The following is a 12,973-nucleotide window of genomic DNA, read 5'->3' as shown; positions in this document are numbered from 1 at the left end:
TGCCTCCTTACGCGCCTGCGCTGTTCCCGGAACCGATCCCGGAAATGAACGCCAATGAGTCGTCGTACGACAGGGCATGGGAGCGCAATCGGTCGAACGCGGCGCTGTAGGCCCTGAGATCCTCTTGCCGATCCACGTAGAGACTACTCGTCAAATGGTCGATAACAACAACATCCAGATCGGCAATGAGCGGGAATGAGAAGATTACGAAAGATCCCGTAACTCCTATGTGCCCGCCCGCGGCGAAGGGAAGAACCTGCAGCCGTATCCGCGGCATCCTGGCGGCTTCCGCGAGGTGTTGAATCTGCGCCCCCATGACCTGTTCGCCGCCGACGTTGCGCCGCAGTACCGCCTCGTCGAGAAGAGCGTGCAGCTCCAGCGGGGAATCCTGCTCCAGCACCGCCTGCCGGGCCACCCGCACCTCGACCAGGGCGTCCACCTCCCGCGCTGCGAGCTGCGGGAGGACCGACCGGGTGAGCGCGCGGGCGTACGCCGGGGTCTGCAGCAGACCCGGCACCACGCTGTTCTCCATGGTGCGCGCCCGGCAGGCACCTGTTTCCAGACTGATGAAGTCGCGGTACTCCGCGGGCAGCACATCGCGGAAGTCGTGCCACCAGCCGCGCTGCGTACCCTTCCCGGCCAAGGTCGCCAGCAGGTCCCGCAGTTCACGGTCGCGTACCCCGTAGATGTCCAGCAGGACGGCCACGTCCTCCGGTCGCGCGCCGCTGCGGCCGGTCTCGATGCGGCTCACCTTCGACTGGTGCCAGCCGGCCCTGCGGGCCGCCTCGCCGCTCGTCATCCCGACCAGATCGCGTTGCCGCCGGAGTTCCGCTCCGAGCTTGCGGCGCCGTACCGCGGGGATCTGTTGCATCTCGCGCCGCCCCTCCTGAAGGAACTTTTCAGACCGTCACCAGTGCGACAGTCTGCGCCTGAATACGTTCTCGCGTAGCAGGGTTCACCGCTTTGAGCGACAGATATATGCATATCGCTGTGGATCGGCCGCAATAGCGGCACCATAGGTGGCACTCTGGCGCGAAGTAGCCGTCCGCGGCTCCCTGCGGGCAACCCGCACGACGGAGTCTCGGGGCACGGCGGGAAAGGGACAGCGTCGCCATGGCAGACCTCCAGGAAGCATCCGTCACCCTGCCGAGCGACCCCGCCTCGGTCACCACGGCGCGCCGTTACGTTTGCGGGCTGCTGGCGGATTGGGGGATGCCCGAGGACGCGCCGGCCGTCGATGCCGTGCGGTTGATCGTCTCCGAACTCGCCACCAACGCCGTGCTGCACACGCTCGGCCAGTCACCCACCTTCACCGTGGACGTCCAGTTGGAGCGGGCCGAGCACCTGCGGATCGGGGTCACCGACAGCCATCCGCGCTGGCCGCAGCGGCTGCCCGCCGCCGTCCAGCAGGACAACGGGCGCGGCATGGTCATCATCCGCCATCTCACCGCGGAATCCGGCGGCCGGCTCTCGGTGACCCCCACCCCGGAGGGCGGCAAGACTGTCTGGATCATGCTTCCCTGGGCGGTCCCGGTGGCCTGACCGGCGCGCCGGAGCCGTGCCTGGGGAACGTCAGCCGGGGTCTGCGACCAGGATCGCCTCAGCGCCCACCGGGACGTATCCGGCGGCCAGGAAGGCGCGCACGCTCGAGGCGTTGCCCGGGGCGATCTGGGCCCACAGCGGCCGGCCGTCGGGCACCAGGTGGCGGGCGGCGCGGGCGAGGCGGCGGCCCAGGCCCGTTCCGCGGGCGCCGGGATCGACCTCCAGGGCCGCTTCCCAGCGGCCGCAGACGCCCCGGCCGATCAGTACGGTGCCGCCGGGCGTCGTCCAGGCCCGTACGTCGTCACGGCGCAGCAGGGCGCGGACTATCCGCGGGTGGGCGCGGTCGGTGGTCGGCTCCAGCGGAAGATCCGGCGGCCCCGGCAGCGGCCGGGCGAGCACCATCATGTCGATGTTCTCCACCCGCCGGCCGACGCGTCGGCCCAGGGCGTTCAGGAATGCCGGGCTGAGCGGGGCGGCCAGGTCGCCGGGTGTCAGCAGGCCGCGCATCCAGTCGTGGTCGGTATCGGCGAACACGACGGCGTGCGCGGTGAAGGAGAAGACCCCGGCGTCGCGTTCCGAGGGCTGCGGAACCATGGTCACCGCGCCGTCCGCGGCGGGCAGCACGCCCTTCTCCACGTCGTCCAGGATCTGTCGAAGGGTCACGCCTGAGCTGCCTCGGCCGCCTGAGTCGCCCGGGCCCGTTCGGGGGCGCTGCGCTCGACGCAGAACTCGTTGCCCTCCGGATCGGCCATCACCACCCACCCCGTTCCGTCCGGCCTGCGCTGGTCGCTGACGACTCCGGCGCCCAGCGCCGTCAGCCGCTCGACCGTCTCGTCCCGGGTGCCGGTGGGCGGCTGGATGTCCAGGTGCAGCCGGTTCTTGGCGGACTTGCCCTCCGGAACCCGGATGAACAGCATGCCGGGTACACCCGGTTGGCCCGGGTCGATGAGGACCTCGTCGTCGCCGGGGTCGGACTCCTCCAGCACGTAGCCGGTGAGCTCGGCCCAGAAGGCGGCGAGGCGGTACGGGTCGGAGGCGTCGAAGGTGATGTGGCGGACGGGGTTGAGATAGGTCATGTGCGTCTTTCGGCCGGTGGGTTGGTCCCAAGCGGGGCCAACATAGCCGTCCGGGTGCGCCCTTGCCGGGAATATCGACCCGTCCCGCCCAACGCCCGTGCGGGGGCCCGGAGCACCGGACCCCCGCGGTGCGTCAGCTGACGCGGCCGTACCAGACGCTGCTGCTCCAGATCTTCTCCAGCCGGACCCGGGTGCCGGTCTTGGGGGCGTGCCAGATCTTGCCGCTGCCGGCGTAGATGCCGACGTGGTAGACGTCGCTGCCCGTGTGGAAGAACACCAGGTCGCCGGCGCGGCGGCTCGAAGCGGCGATGTGCTTGGTGCTGTTGTACTGGGCACCGGTGGTGCGGGGCAGCTTCTTGCCGGCCTTGTTGAACGAGTACAGGGTGAGTCCGGAGCAGTCGAAGCGGTTGGGCCCCGCGGCGCCCCACTGGTACGGCGAGCCCTTCTTCGACGCCGCGACGCTCAGGGCCTTGGCGGAGACGGTGGCCGCGTCGGCGTGAGTGGCGGTGGCCGGCAGCAGGGCGGGGACCGCGACAGCGGCGGCGGTGAGGACCGTGGCGGCCCCCATGCGGGACAGACGTGTGGACATGCCGAACGTGGCCATGCGAAACCCTTCGTCGTCCGCTTGCGAAGGATGACCTGTCGGGTTCGGGCAGGCGAAGAATCCCGGCCGCTGACGCGGCTTCACCCCAAGGGGACGGCCTGGATACCGATGGGCCGGCCCCGTCGTGCCTGGGTCCTCCGTTCCTGCCGTTGCTGTGTCGACCGGGCATCCGGGCGGCGGCAGGATTGGGCGTCCGCTCGGACCGCCCCACCACGGCGGCGGGGTCTTGTCGTCGAAGGGAGCATGACTCACGAAGGCACCCGAATCGGTGCACAAACGGCTTTATGTGACTCTCGTCACCAATCACCTATTCGGGTGGCCGGAGCGCCGAATGCCGCGGTTTCCGCCCTGGCGCACGCCGGTTGACCTGGGGTGGAGACACCGAGCGTGACGGGCTGACGTTGCAAGTCGGTGCTGCAACATCCACCCGTCACGCGCAAGGGTGACTACTCCGAACGTGCAGCCGTATGTCGCCCCGGAGGCTGTTCAGCACTCCGGTGGGGGCGGAACGGCGACGAGCGAGGCGCGCCGCTCACCGTCCAGGACGCGCAGCGCCCTTCCCAGCGTCCCGGTGTGCACCTCGGTCTCGCCGCGGGCGTGCATCACCGCGAGTGCTTCGCGCAGCGCCGTCGCCCTGCCGACCAGCGCCTGGGCGGCCCGCAGTGCGCCGTAGGTGTCGCGGGAGCGGGACGGGTTGATCCGTCCCAGCAGGTCCACGATCTCCAGATAGCGGTCGACCAGTTCGCCCTCGGAGCGCGTCAGGGCCGGCAGCGGCGGGAGTTCCGGCACCACCGGTGTCACCGGATGCCGTGTGCGGTGCCGTTGGTCTTACGGCTGAGGGTGACCCGGTCGACGATCCCGTAGGCGAGCGCCTGGGTGGCGTCGAGGATCATGTCGCGCTCGATGTCGGCGCTGATGCGCGCCGGTTCCTGGCCGGTGTGGCGCACCAGCAGCTCCTCCAACTGCTCCCGGGTGCGCAGCAGTTCGCGGGCCTGGATCTCCAGGTCCGCGATGGTGCCCTGGACCGCCTGTCCGAAGGACGGCTGGTGGACGAGGACCCGGGCGCCCGGGGTGATCATGCGCTTGCCGGGCGCGCCGGCGGCGAGCAGCACCGCGGCGGCGGAGGCCGCCTGGCCGATGCAGACCGTGGACACGTCGCAGGTGACGAACTGCATCGTGTCGTAGATCGCGGTCATCGCGGTGAACGAGCCGCCGGGGGAGTTGATGTACAGCGAGATGTCCTGGCCGGGGGCCGAGCTCTCCAGGTGGATGAGCTGCGCCATGACGTCGTTGGCGGAGGTGTCGTCGATCTGCGTCCCGAGGATGACGATGCGCTCCTGCAGCAGCTTGGAGTACGGGTCCATGGTGCGGGTCCCGGAGCTGGTGCGTTCGGTGAACTCGGGCAGGACGTAGCGGGCGGTGGGTCGGATCATGGCGGCACCTCCACGTAAAAAATGTACAGGACGTACATCTCGATATGATGGGGAGCATGGCCCATGAAGTACCGGTGACACAAGCGCGTGCGGAGCTCGCGGAACTCATCAACCGCGTTGTCTACGGCGGCGAGCAGGTGGTGCTGACGCGCCACGGCAAGCCGCTCGTTGCCCTGGTCTCCGCCGCTGACCTGCAGCGACTGCGCGATCTTGATGAGGCGACCGAGGAGCAGGTGATCAGCACGGTCTCCTCGTTCGGCTCCCGCGCGTCCGCCACGGGCGAACGCCGCCGCTTCGGCATCGCCGCCGAACACCGCGGCCCGGACGCCGGGGATCGGCGTCCGGGCCGCGAGTGAGACGGTCGGAGCGGTAGTCGTACGGTCGGTGCGGTGGGTGCGGTGTGCGCCCGCGCGCGCTCGAAGCGGCGGACGGTCAGTGCGTCAGAAGGTCAGCTTCCAGCTGTCGATGTAGCCGGTGTCGACACGGGCGACGTCCTGGACCTTGAGCTTCCAGACGCCGTTGGCCACCTCGGACGAGGCGTTGGCGGTGTAGGTGGTGATGACATTGTCGGCCGAGTCCGAACCGCTGGAGCTCTTCAGCCGGTAGGTGCTGCCGTCGGGGGCGACCAGGTCGATGACGAGGTCACCGCGGTAGGTGTGCTTGATGTCCACACCGACCTGCAGGGCGCTGGGCGCGTTGCCCGTGATGCCGCTGACGGTGACCGACGAGGTGACGGCCGCGCCCGCGTCCGGGATGGCGACGTCCGCGGTGTTCTCGAAGACCGTGCCGGTGGGGGGTGGCGTGGTCCCGGTGCTGAGCGCCCAGATCGCGTAGGCGATGGCGTCGCTGTTGTTGTCCAGCGCGCTGTCGTTGAGGTTGGCCGAGGTGTCGCATGAGCGGTGGTAGCAGGCGTCGAAGGCCTGGCCCGAGGTGCCGCCCCACTTCTGCGCCTGTGCCGCGGTCTTGGTGTAGTCCGCCCCGCTGAACAGCCCGCCGACCGGCACGCCCGCGCTCTTGAACGGGGCGTGGTCGGAACGGCCGTCACCCTCGGTCTCGATCTCGGTCGGAATGCCCTTGGTGGCGAAGAAGTCCTTGAAGACCTTCTCCAGCGGCGCGTTGTCGTCGTAGACGAAGTAGCCCGGGTTGGGCGAACCGATCATGTCGAAGTTGAGATAGGCGTCGATCTTCGACCGCTCGGTGGCCGGGAGGTTGTTGACGTAGTACTTGGAGCCGATCATCCCCAGCTCCTCGGCGCCGAACCAGCCGAACCGCAGGTGCTTGGTGGGCTGCAGGCCGGCGCGGGAGACGGCGAGGGCGACCTCCAGGATGCCCGCGGTGCCCGACCCGTTGTCGTTGATGCCGGGTCCCGCGGTGACGGAGTCCAGGTGCGCGCCGCTCATCACCACGTGGTTGGCGTCGCCGCCAGGCCAGTCGGCTATGAGGTTCCAGCTGGTGGCGCCGCTGGAGGTGAACTGCTGGAGCGTGGTGGTGTAGCCGGCCGCGTCCAGCTTGCCCTTGACGTAGTCGAGGGAGGCCTTGTAGCCGGGGCGCCCGTGGGCGCGGTTGCCGCTGTTGGCGGTGGCGATGGACTGCAGTTGGGTCAGGTGCGCCTTGACGTTGGCGACCGGGATGTCCGGTGCGGCGAGGGTCGGCGCGGGGGCGGCCGGGGCGGCAACGGCGGGCGCGGCGGTGGCCGCGGGAGATGCGCCGATGAGGGCCGCCGAGAGCGCGGTGACCGCGCCGATGGCGGTCAGGGCATGGCGCAGCGTCAGTCGTGTGGACACGTGGTGCTCCGTTTTCCGTGGTGGGGGCGCGGAACGAACGAGGCACGCCGCGGCGACGACCACGGCGCGCAGGAGCGTCTTCTGGCCAGAAGTCTCTTTTGATGCGGACATGATGATCCGGCTGTCTCGGACGAGGCGTCAAGAGCGATAACCGGACAGGAAGTTCCGGTGAACGGACGAAGCCAGGCAAAGGCCGTGCAAAGGACCCGCAAAGACCGTGCGGGGGCCATGGTCGCGCAGGCCGTCCGCGACACGCTGACGGCTCTGACCAGCGTCATCGCGCGTAACGTGAGTTAACGTCGGTGAAACTCCGCCGAACTAACGTTCCGCACCCGATCGACTGTGAGGTGTGGCCGTGCAACTGACCCCCCATGAGCAGGAGCGCCTGCTCATTCACGTCGCCGCCGATGTGGCGGACCGGCGCCGCGCGCGCGGTCTGCGGCTCAACCACCCCGAGTCGATCGCGCTGATCACCGCGCACATCCTCGAAGGCGCCCGCGACGGCCGCACCGTCGCCGAGCTGATGGCCTCGGGCCGCGCGGTGCTGAGCCGGGCCGACGTCATGGACGGCATCCCCGAGATGATCCCGGACGTGCAGGTCGAAGCGACCTTCCCCGACGGGACCAAGCTCGTCACCGTGCACGACCCGATCGTCTGACGAGGAGGCGCCACCGATGATCCCCGGAGAGATCCTCCACGCGGACGAGGCCGTACCGCTGAACGCCGGAAAGCCCGTCACCCGGCTGACGGTGCTCAACACCGCCGACCGGCCGGTCCAGGTCGGCTCCCACTACCACTTCGCCGAGACCAACCCCGGTCTGGAATTCGACCGCGCGGCCGCCCACGGCCTGCGGCTGTCCATCGCCGCGGGCACCGCCGTGCGCTTCGAGCCCGGCATCCCGGTCGCGGTGGAACTGGTCCCCATCGGGGGGCTGCGCATCGTCGCCGGGCTGCGCGGCGAGACCGCGGGGGCCCTCGATGGCTGAACTCACCCGCGCCGTATACGCCGACCTGTTCGGCCCGACCGCGGGCGACCGGATCCGGCTCGCCGACACCGACCTGCTGATCGAGATCGAGCGCGATCTGTCCGGCGGCCCGGCCGGCTCCGGCGACGAAGCGGTCTTCGGCGGCGGCAAGGTGATCCGCGAGTCCATGGGCCAGTCCCGGGCGACCCGCGCGGAGGGCACCCCCGACACCGTCATCACCGGCGCGGTGGTGCTGGACCACTGGGGCATCGTCAAGGCGGACATCGGGATCCGGGACGGCCGCATCGCCGCGATCGGCAAGGCCGGAAACCCCGAGACGATGGACGGCGTGCATCCGGACCTCGTCATCGGACCCGAGACCGAGATCATCGCGGGCAACGGCAGGATCCTCACCGCCGGAGCGGTCGACGCGCATGTCCACTTCATCTCGCCGACCATCGTCGACCAGGCGCTGTCCGCCGGTGTGACGACCATCGTCGGTGGCGGCACCGGCCCCGCCGAGGGCACCAGGGCGACCACCATCACCCCCGGACCCTGGCACCTGGCCCGGATGTTCGCGGCGCTGGAGGCGTACCCGGTCAACATCGGACTGCTCGGCAAGGGCAACACCGTGTCGTCCGAGGCGATGTACAGCCAGCTGCGCGGCGGCGCCGTGGGATTCAAGATCCACGAGGACTGGGGGGCGACCCCGGCCGCCATCGACGCCTGCCTGACGGTGTGCGACGCCACCGGCGCCCAGCTGGCGATCCACACCGACACTCTGAACGAGGCCGGTTTTGTCGAGGACACCCTCGCGGCCATCGCCGGACGCGGCATCCACGCCTACCACACCGAGGGCGCCGGCGGCGGGCACGCGCCTGACATCATCACCGTCGTCTCCCAGCCCAACGTCCTGCCGTCCTCGACCAACCCGACCCGCCCGCACACCGTCAACACCGTCGAGGAACACCTCGACATGCTGATGGTCTGCCATCACCTCAACCCGGCCGTCCCCGAGGACCTCGCCTTCGCCGAATCGCGCATCAGGCCCTCGACCATCGCCGCCGAGGACTTCCTGCACGACCTCGGCGCGATCAGCATCATCAGCTCCGACTCCCAGGCCATGGGACGAGTCGGCGAAGTCGTGCTGCGGACCTGGCAGACCGCGCATGTGATGAAGAAGCGCCGCGGATCACTGCCGGGGGACGGGCGCGCGGACAACAACCGAGCTCGTCGCTATGTCGCCAAATACACCATCAACCCAGCCGTCGCGCAGGGTCTGGACGCGGAGATCGGCTCGGTCGAGAAGGGCAAACTCGCCGACCTGGTCCTGTGGGAACCGGCGTTCTTCGGCGTCAAGCCGCTGCTCGTCATCAAGGGCGGCCAGATCGCCTATGCGCAGATGGGCGACGCCAACGCCTCCATCCCCACTCCCCAACCGGTCCTGCCCCGGCCCATGTTCGGCGCCATCGGCCGCGCCCCGGCCGCCAACTCCTTCAACTTCGTCACGAGCACAGCGCTCGACGCCGGGCTCCCGGACCGGCTCGGCCTCGGCAAGCGCTTCGTGCCGATCCGCAGCACCCGGGCCCTGACCAAGGCCGACATGCGGGAGAACGACGCCCTGCCGCGCGTCGAGGTCGACCCCGACACCTTCACCGTGCGCATCGACGGCGACGTCGTCGAACCGGCCCCCGCGGCCGAACTGCCCATGGCCCAGCGCTACTTCCTCTTCTGATGACGTCGAGTACCCCGGTGACCGCAACCGCGAGTGCCCCGGCGACGGCAACTGCGGGTGCCCCGGTTACTCCGATGGCGAGTGCTCCGGTGCCCCTGGCTGCGAGTGCCCCGGTGACCGCGCCGGAACCGCCCCCCGCCGCCAGGGCCGCGCTGATCCTGCTCGCCGACGGGCGGTTCCCGGCCGGCGGCCACGCCCACTCCGGAGGCGGCGAGGCCGCCGTCACGGCCGGGCTCATCCATGACCCGGCCACGCTCGCCGCCTTCTGCCGGGGCCGGCTGCACACCTCGGGACTGGTGGCCGCCGCGCTCGCCGCCGCGGCCACCGCGGGCCTCGACCCGCTGCTGCTCGACTCCGTGGCCGACGCCCGTACCCCCTCACCCGCGCTGCGCGCCACCGCCCGCAAGCTCGGCAGACAACTGATGCGTGCCGCCCGGGCCGCCTGGCCCGCCGCGGAACTCGACCAGCTCGCCGCCGCCCGACCGCGCGGCGCCCACCAGCCGATCGTGCTCGGCGTCACCGCCCGGGCCGCGGGCCTCGCCCCGCTGGACGCGGCCCATGTGGCGGCGTACGAATCCGTCACCGGCCCGACCACCGCCGCCGTCCGGCTGCTCGGCCTCGACCCCTTCGCCGTCGGCGCCGTCCTGGCCCGCCTCGCCCCCGAACTCGACGCGGTCGCCGAACGCGCCGCACTGGCCGCCGACCGCGCCGTGACGGAGGGGATCCACACCCTTCCCGCAGCGTCCGCACCCCTGCTCGACATCCACGCCGAGCAGCACGCGGCCTGGCCCGTCCGCCTCTTCGCCTCCTGACCCCGGGACGACCGCGCGCCTCCCACCCATCCGCCGCCATCCGACCCCGGAGCCGACCATGCACCTCGACCACCCGGACACCTACCCCGAGCGCTACGCCTACGGCACCCCCGCCCAGCGCCCCGACGGCACCCGCCGGGCCCTGCGAGTGGGCCTCGGCGGACCGGTCGGCTCCGGCAAGACCGCCACCGTCGCCGCGCTCTGCCGTCAGCTGCGCGACGAGCTGTCCATCGCGGTGGTCACCAACGACATCTACACCCGCGAGGACGCGGAATTCCTGCTGCGCAACGCCGTCCTGCCCCCCGAGCGCATCAGCGCGGTGGAGACCGGCGCCTGCCCGCACACCGCCATCCGCGACGACATCTCCGCCAACCTCGAAGCCGTCGAGGACCTGGAGGACGCGGTCGGACCCCTGGACCTCGTCCTGGTCGAGTCGGGCGGCGACAACCTCACCGCCACGTTCTCCAAGGGCCTGGTGGACGCGCAGATCTTTGTCATCGACGTCGCGGGCGGCGACAAGATCCCGCGCAAGGGCGGACCCGGCGTGACCACCTCCGACCTGCTGGTCATCAACAAGACCGACCTCGCCGCGCTGGTGGGCGCCGACCTCGCCGTCATGGCCCGCGACGCCAGGACCCAACGCGGTGAGCTCCCGGTCGTCTTCACCGCCCTGACCGCCGAGGGCGGCATCGCCCCGGTCGCCGGCTGGATCCGCGAGCAGCTCGCCGCCTGGACCGCGGTCCGCGCATGACCGCCGCTGTTGTCGGCTTGCGTACCGGCGGAGTACGAGCCGATGGAGTGCGCGCCGCCGCCCGCATCGGCGCCGTGTCCGACGGGCGCGGCGGGACCGTGCTGCCGGTGCTCATCGGCGACGGTCCGTTCGCGCTGCGCCGTACCCGGGCCACCGGCTCCGGCACCCAGGTCACGGTCATCGGCGCGATGAGCGCGCCGCTGGGCGGCGACCGGCTGGAGCTGTCCGCAGACGTGGGCGCGGGCGCGGAGCTGACGGTGACCAGCGCCGCCGCGACCATCTCGCTGCCCGGCACGTCCGGTGAACCCGCCACGTACGACGTGCGGTTGGGCGTCGGCCCGGACGCCGTCCTACGTTGGCTGCCCGAGCAGGTCATCGCGGCGGCGGGCAGCGACCTGCGGATGACCACCCGTGTCGAGCTCGCCGCGGGCGCCCGGCTCGTCTACCGCGACGAGCAGGTCCTCGGCCGCGCGGGGGAGCGGACGGGTCGGCTCACCACCCGTCTGACCGCGCACCTCGCCGGAGGGCTCCTGTTGGACCAGGAGCTGTCGTTCGGGCCCGGCGTCCCGGGCTGGGACGGTCCCGCGGTCCTGCACCGGTACCGGGCCGTCGGCCAACTCCTCGTCGTCTCACCGGAGTTCGTCCATGATCCGCCGACGGCCGGGATTCTCGCGGCGGACCCCGACAGCGGGCAGGCCGTCCGCACCCCGCTCGCCGGCCCCGCCGTACTGGTCACGGCCGTGGCGCCCGACGCCCTGCGCCTGCGCCGGCTGCTCGACGCGGCGATGCCGAACAGTGACGGCTTCGGTGCGGACCACCCGGAGACTGCCGCGGCCGGACGCGTTAGCGTGGCCCGATGAGCACTTCGATCAACGACGCAGCGGTACCGGCCCCTTCCCCCGGCCGCGAAGGACCGACCGCGACGCGCGAGGCACAGGCCCACGAGGTCGGACCGGTCCGCACGACATACGCGCCCGACCGCGACGGCGACCCGGATCCCGGCGAAATCGTCTGGACCTGGGTGCCGTTCGAGGAGAACGACGGACGCGGGAAGGACCGTCCGGTGCTGGTCGTGGCCCGTGAGGCGACCGGCACACTGCTGGCGGTCCAGCTGTCGAGCAAGCGCCATGACGAGGACCGCGAATGGGTGCCGATCGGCACCGGCTCGTGGGACTCGGCCGGCCGCGAGTCCTGGGTCGACCTCGACCGCGTGCTGCGCGTGCACCCCGACGGGATGCGCCGGGAGGCCTGCGCCCTGGACCGTCCGCGCTTCGACCGCGTGGTGGGACGGCTGACCGAACGCTACGGATGGAGCTGACGGCCAACGCGGGTTGAGTCGCGCTGCGTTCCCCGGGAGCTCATCCCGAATCGGTCATGCTGGTGCGGTCATCCTGACGCGCCGAGCAGCTCCGTCAGCAGCAGGGCCGTCGGGCCGGGGTCGCCCCGGTGCAGTGACTCCTTGCGGTGCACCAGCCGCGGCGCGGACAGCGGCACCCCGCCGGCCCCGGCGACCGATGCCGGCAGCAGGGCCAGCCCGTGTCCCGCCCGCGCCAGGGCGAGCACGGCCCGTACGTCCGTGCCGTCGTAACGCGGCCCGGTCCGGAAGCCGTTGCCGCAGGCCGCGCGCAGTTCGCCCAGCGGGATCGCCGCGTCCGGGGCGTCCAGCCACAGCGCGTCGATCAGGTCGGGCAGCCGCAGGCCGTCCCGTGCGGCCAGCGGATGGCCGTCCGGCAGGAGGACGACCAGCGGTTCCTCGCCGACGCCGGCCGTGTGCAGCGGGCCGGCGTCGGGCAGCCGCAGCGGATCGCTGGGCGCCGCCGCGCCGTCCACCAGGCCGAGATCGAAATCGCCGCAGGCCACGCCGGCGACGACTCCGGCACGCTCCAGCAGCCGTACCGTCACCTCAGTTCGCGGCGCAGCGACCCGCAGCCGGGCGAGAGCGAGCGCCGTACGGTCGCCGAAGGCCAGCGGAGACGCGCCGAGCACCAGATGCGCGGCGGGGGAGTGCGCGGCGCGCACCACCTCGGCGCGGGCCGCCGCCATCCGCATCAACAGCGGACCCGCGTGCTCCAGCAGCCGGGTACCGGCCTCGGTGGGCGCCACCGGCCGGCGGCCGAGCAGCTCCACCCCGAGATCGGATTCCAGGGCGGCGATGTGCTGCGAGACGGCGGACTGGGTGTAGCCCAGTTCGCGCGCGGCGGCGGAGAACGACGCGAGCCGGACGACGGCCGTGAAGGTGCGCAGCAGATGCGGATCCATGAGCATCAGTAT

Annotated in this window: 17 protein-coding genes; 9 read left to right on the top strand and 8 right to left on the bottom strand. The window is 71.4% G+C overall.

Annotated elements, in window-relative coordinates; all coding sequences use genetic code 11:
• Positions 1–7 precede the first annotated feature (7 nt).
• On the bottom strand, positions 8–871 hold the full coding sequence (locus tag AC07DC_RS22810; RefSeq protein ID WP_478916260.1) for a helix-turn-helix domain-containing protein: 864 nt from the start codon (positions 869–871) through the stop codon (positions 8–10).
• Positions 872–1,113: 242 nt separating this feature from the next.
• Here AC07DC_RS22810 and AC07DC_RS22805 point away from each other — a divergent pair, with 242 nt between their 5' ends.
• Positions 1,114–1,542 (top strand): ATP-binding protein, encoded by a 429-nt coding sequence (locus AC07DC_RS22805; RefSeq protein ID WP_478916259.1) that lies wholly within the window; start codon positions 1,114–1,116, stop codon positions 1,540–1,542.
• 30 nt (positions 1,543–1,572) lie between these two features.
• On the opposite strand, the gene AC07DC_RS22800 is transcribed toward AC07DC_RS22805, so the two are convergent.
• The 5 genes from AC07DC_RS22800 to AC07DC_RS22780 form a co-directional block, all read right to left on the bottom strand.
• Complete coding sequence (locus AC07DC_RS22800; protein ID WP_478916258.1) at positions 1,573–2,205, bottom strand: GNAT family N-acetyltransferase; 633 nt, start codon at positions 2,203–2,205, stop codon at positions 1,573–1,575.
• Positions 2,202–2,618, bottom strand: a complete 417-nt coding sequence (locus tag AC07DC_RS22795; protein WP_478916257.1) for a VOC family protein — start codon at positions 2,616–2,618, stop codon at positions 2,202–2,204. Before AC07DC_RS22795 ends, AC07DC_RS22800 begins: the two co-directional genes overlap by 4 nt.
• A gap of 133 nt (positions 2,619–2,751) precedes the next feature.
• On the bottom strand, positions 2,752–3,222 hold the full coding sequence (locus tag AC07DC_RS22790; RefSeq protein ID WP_478916256.1) for a C40 family peptidase: 471 nt from the start codon (positions 3,220–3,222) through the stop codon (positions 2,752–2,754).
• A gap of 486 nt (positions 3,223–3,708) precedes the next feature.
• Positions 3,709–4,014, bottom strand: coding sequence for a hypothetical protein (locus AC07DC_RS22785; RefSeq protein WP_478916425.1), 306 nt, complete (start codon positions 4,012–4,014; stop codon positions 3,709–3,711).
• Between the two features lie 5 nt (positions 4,015–4,019).
• Positions 4,020–4,655: an ATP-dependent Clp protease proteolytic subunit gene (locus tag AC07DC_RS22780; RefSeq protein WP_478916255.1), complete on the bottom strand. Its 636-nt coding sequence runs from the start codon at positions 4,653–4,655 to the stop codon at positions 4,020–4,022.
• Positions 4,656–4,711: 56 nt separating this feature from the next.
• Here AC07DC_RS22780 and AC07DC_RS22775 point away from each other — a divergent pair, with 56 nt between their 5' ends.
• Positions 4,712–5,011: a type II toxin-antitoxin system Phd/YefM family antitoxin gene (locus AC07DC_RS22775; RefSeq protein WP_478916254.1), complete on the top strand. Its 300-nt coding sequence runs from the start codon at positions 4,712–4,714 to the stop codon at positions 5,009–5,011.
• Between the two features lie 84 nt (positions 5,012–5,095).
• On the opposite strand, the gene AC07DC_RS22770 is transcribed toward AC07DC_RS22775, so the two are convergent.
• Positions 5,096–6,409, bottom strand: coding sequence for a M28 family metallopeptidase (locus AC07DC_RS22770; RefSeq protein ID WP_478916424.1), 1,314 nt, complete (start codon positions 6,407–6,409; stop codon positions 5,096–5,098).
• A gap of 385 nt (positions 6,410–6,794) precedes the next feature.
• On the opposite strand from AC07DC_RS22770, the gene AC07DC_RS22765 reads away from it, so the two are divergent.
• The 7 genes from AC07DC_RS22765 (at position 6,795) to AC07DC_RS22735 (ending at position 12,020) form a co-directional block, all read left to right on the top strand.
• A complete protein-coding gene (locus AC07DC_RS22765) occupies positions 6,795–7,097 on the top strand; it encodes an urease subunit gamma (RefSeq protein WP_478916253.1) in 303 nt (100 codons plus the stop codon).
• Between the two features lie 16 nt (positions 7,098–7,113).
• Positions 7,114–7,425 carry an urease subunit beta gene (locus AC07DC_RS22760; protein ID WP_478916252.1) on the top strand — a complete coding sequence of 104 codons (312 nt, stop codon included), beginning with the start codon at positions 7,114–7,116 and terminating at the stop codon, positions 7,423–7,425.
• Complete coding sequence (locus AC07DC_RS22755; RefSeq protein ID WP_478916251.1) at positions 7,418–9,139, top strand: urease subunit alpha; 1,722 nt, start codon at positions 7,418–7,420, stop codon at positions 9,137–9,139. Before AC07DC_RS22760 ends, AC07DC_RS22755 begins: the two co-directional genes overlap by 8 nt.
• 74 nt (positions 9,140–9,213) lie before the next feature.
• On the top strand, positions 9,214–9,951 hold the full coding sequence (locus AC07DC_RS22750; protein ID WP_478916250.1) for an urease accessory protein UreF: 738 nt from the start codon (positions 9,214–9,216) through the stop codon (positions 9,949–9,951).
• A 58-nt stretch (positions 9,952–10,009) separates the two neighbouring features.
• The gene (ureG, locus tag AC07DC_RS22745) at positions 10,010–10,702 is read left to right on the top strand and encodes an urease accessory protein UreG (protein WP_478916249.1); all 693 of its coding nucleotides are present in this window, start codon (positions 10,010–10,012) and stop codon (positions 10,700–10,702) included.
• Positions 10,699–11,562: an urease accessory protein UreD gene (locus AC07DC_RS22740; RefSeq protein ID WP_478916248.1), complete on the top strand. Its 864-nt coding sequence runs from the start codon at positions 10,699–10,701 to the stop codon at positions 11,560–11,562. Before ureG ends, AC07DC_RS22740 begins: the two co-directional genes overlap by 4 nt.
• Entirely contained in the window at positions 11,559–12,020 is a 462-nt protein-coding gene (locus AC07DC_RS22735; RefSeq protein ID WP_478916247.1) for a type II toxin-antitoxin system PemK/MazF family toxin, read from the top strand. The genes AC07DC_RS22740 and AC07DC_RS22735 overlap by 4 nt, the downstream gene beginning before the upstream one ends.
• A 68-nt stretch (positions 12,021–12,088) precedes the next feature.
• On the opposite strand, the gene AC07DC_RS22730 is transcribed toward AC07DC_RS22735, so the two are convergent.
• Positions 12,089–12,961 carry a LysR family transcriptional regulator gene (locus AC07DC_RS22730; protein WP_478916246.1) on the bottom strand — a complete coding sequence of 291 codons (873 nt, stop codon included), beginning with the start codon at positions 12,959–12,961 and terminating at the stop codon, positions 12,089–12,091.
• Positions 12,962–12,973 lie beyond the last annotated feature (12 nt).

It is taken from the genome of Streptomyces sp. NPDC045021 (assembly GCF_056432645.1).
Note: the sequence above shows the minus strand (reverse complement) of the source record. Positions and strands in the feature narration are given on the sequence as shown.

Coding starts and splice junctions, on each gene's coding strand:
- AC07DC_RS22810 (WP_478916260.1), bottom strand. CDS start 871: ATGCAACAGATCCCCGCGGTACGGCGCCGCAAGCTCGGAGCGGAACTC.
- AC07DC_RS22805 (WP_478916259.1), top strand. CDS start 1,114: ATGGCAGACCTCCAGGAAGCATCCGTCACCCTGCCGAGCGACCCCGCC.
- AC07DC_RS22795 (WP_478916257.1), bottom strand. CDS start 2,618: ATGACCTATCTCAACCCCGTCCGCCACATCACCTTCGACGCCTCCGAC.
- AC07DC_RS22790 (WP_478916256.1), bottom strand. CDS start 3,222: ATGGCCACGTTCGGCATGTCCACACGTCTGTCCCGCATGGGGGCCGCC.
- AC07DC_RS22780 (WP_478916255.1), bottom strand. CDS start 4,655: ATGATCCGACCCACCGCCCGCTACGTCCTGCCCGAGTTCACCGAACGC.
- AC07DC_RS22775 (WP_478916254.1), top strand. CDS start 4,712: ATGGCCCATGAAGTACCGGTGACACAAGCGCGTGCGGAGCTCGCGGAA.
- AC07DC_RS22760 (WP_478916252.1), top strand. CDS start 7,114: ATGATCCCCGGAGAGATCCTCCACGCGGACGAGGCCGTACCGCTGAAC.
- AC07DC_RS22755 (WP_478916251.1), top strand. CDS start 7,418: ATGGCTGAACTCACCCGCGCCGTATACGCCGACCTGTTCGGCCCGACC.
- AC07DC_RS22750 (WP_478916250.1), top strand. CDS start 9,214: ATGGCGAGTGCTCCGGTGCCCCTGGCTGCGAGTGCCCCGGTGACCGCG.
- ureG (WP_478916249.1), top strand. CDS start 10,010: ATGCACCTCGACCACCCGGACACCTACCCCGAGCGCTACGCCTACGGC.
- AC07DC_RS22740 (WP_478916248.1), top strand. CDS start 10,699: ATGACCGCCGCTGTTGTCGGCTTGCGTACCGGCGGAGTACGAGCCGAT.
- AC07DC_RS22735 (WP_478916247.1), top strand. CDS start 11,559: ATGAGCACTTCGATCAACGACGCAGCGGTACCGGCCCCTTCCCCCGGC.
- AC07DC_RS22730 (WP_478916246.1), bottom strand. CDS start 12,961: ATGGATCCGCATCTGCTGCGCACCTTCACGGCCGTCGTCCGGCTCGCG.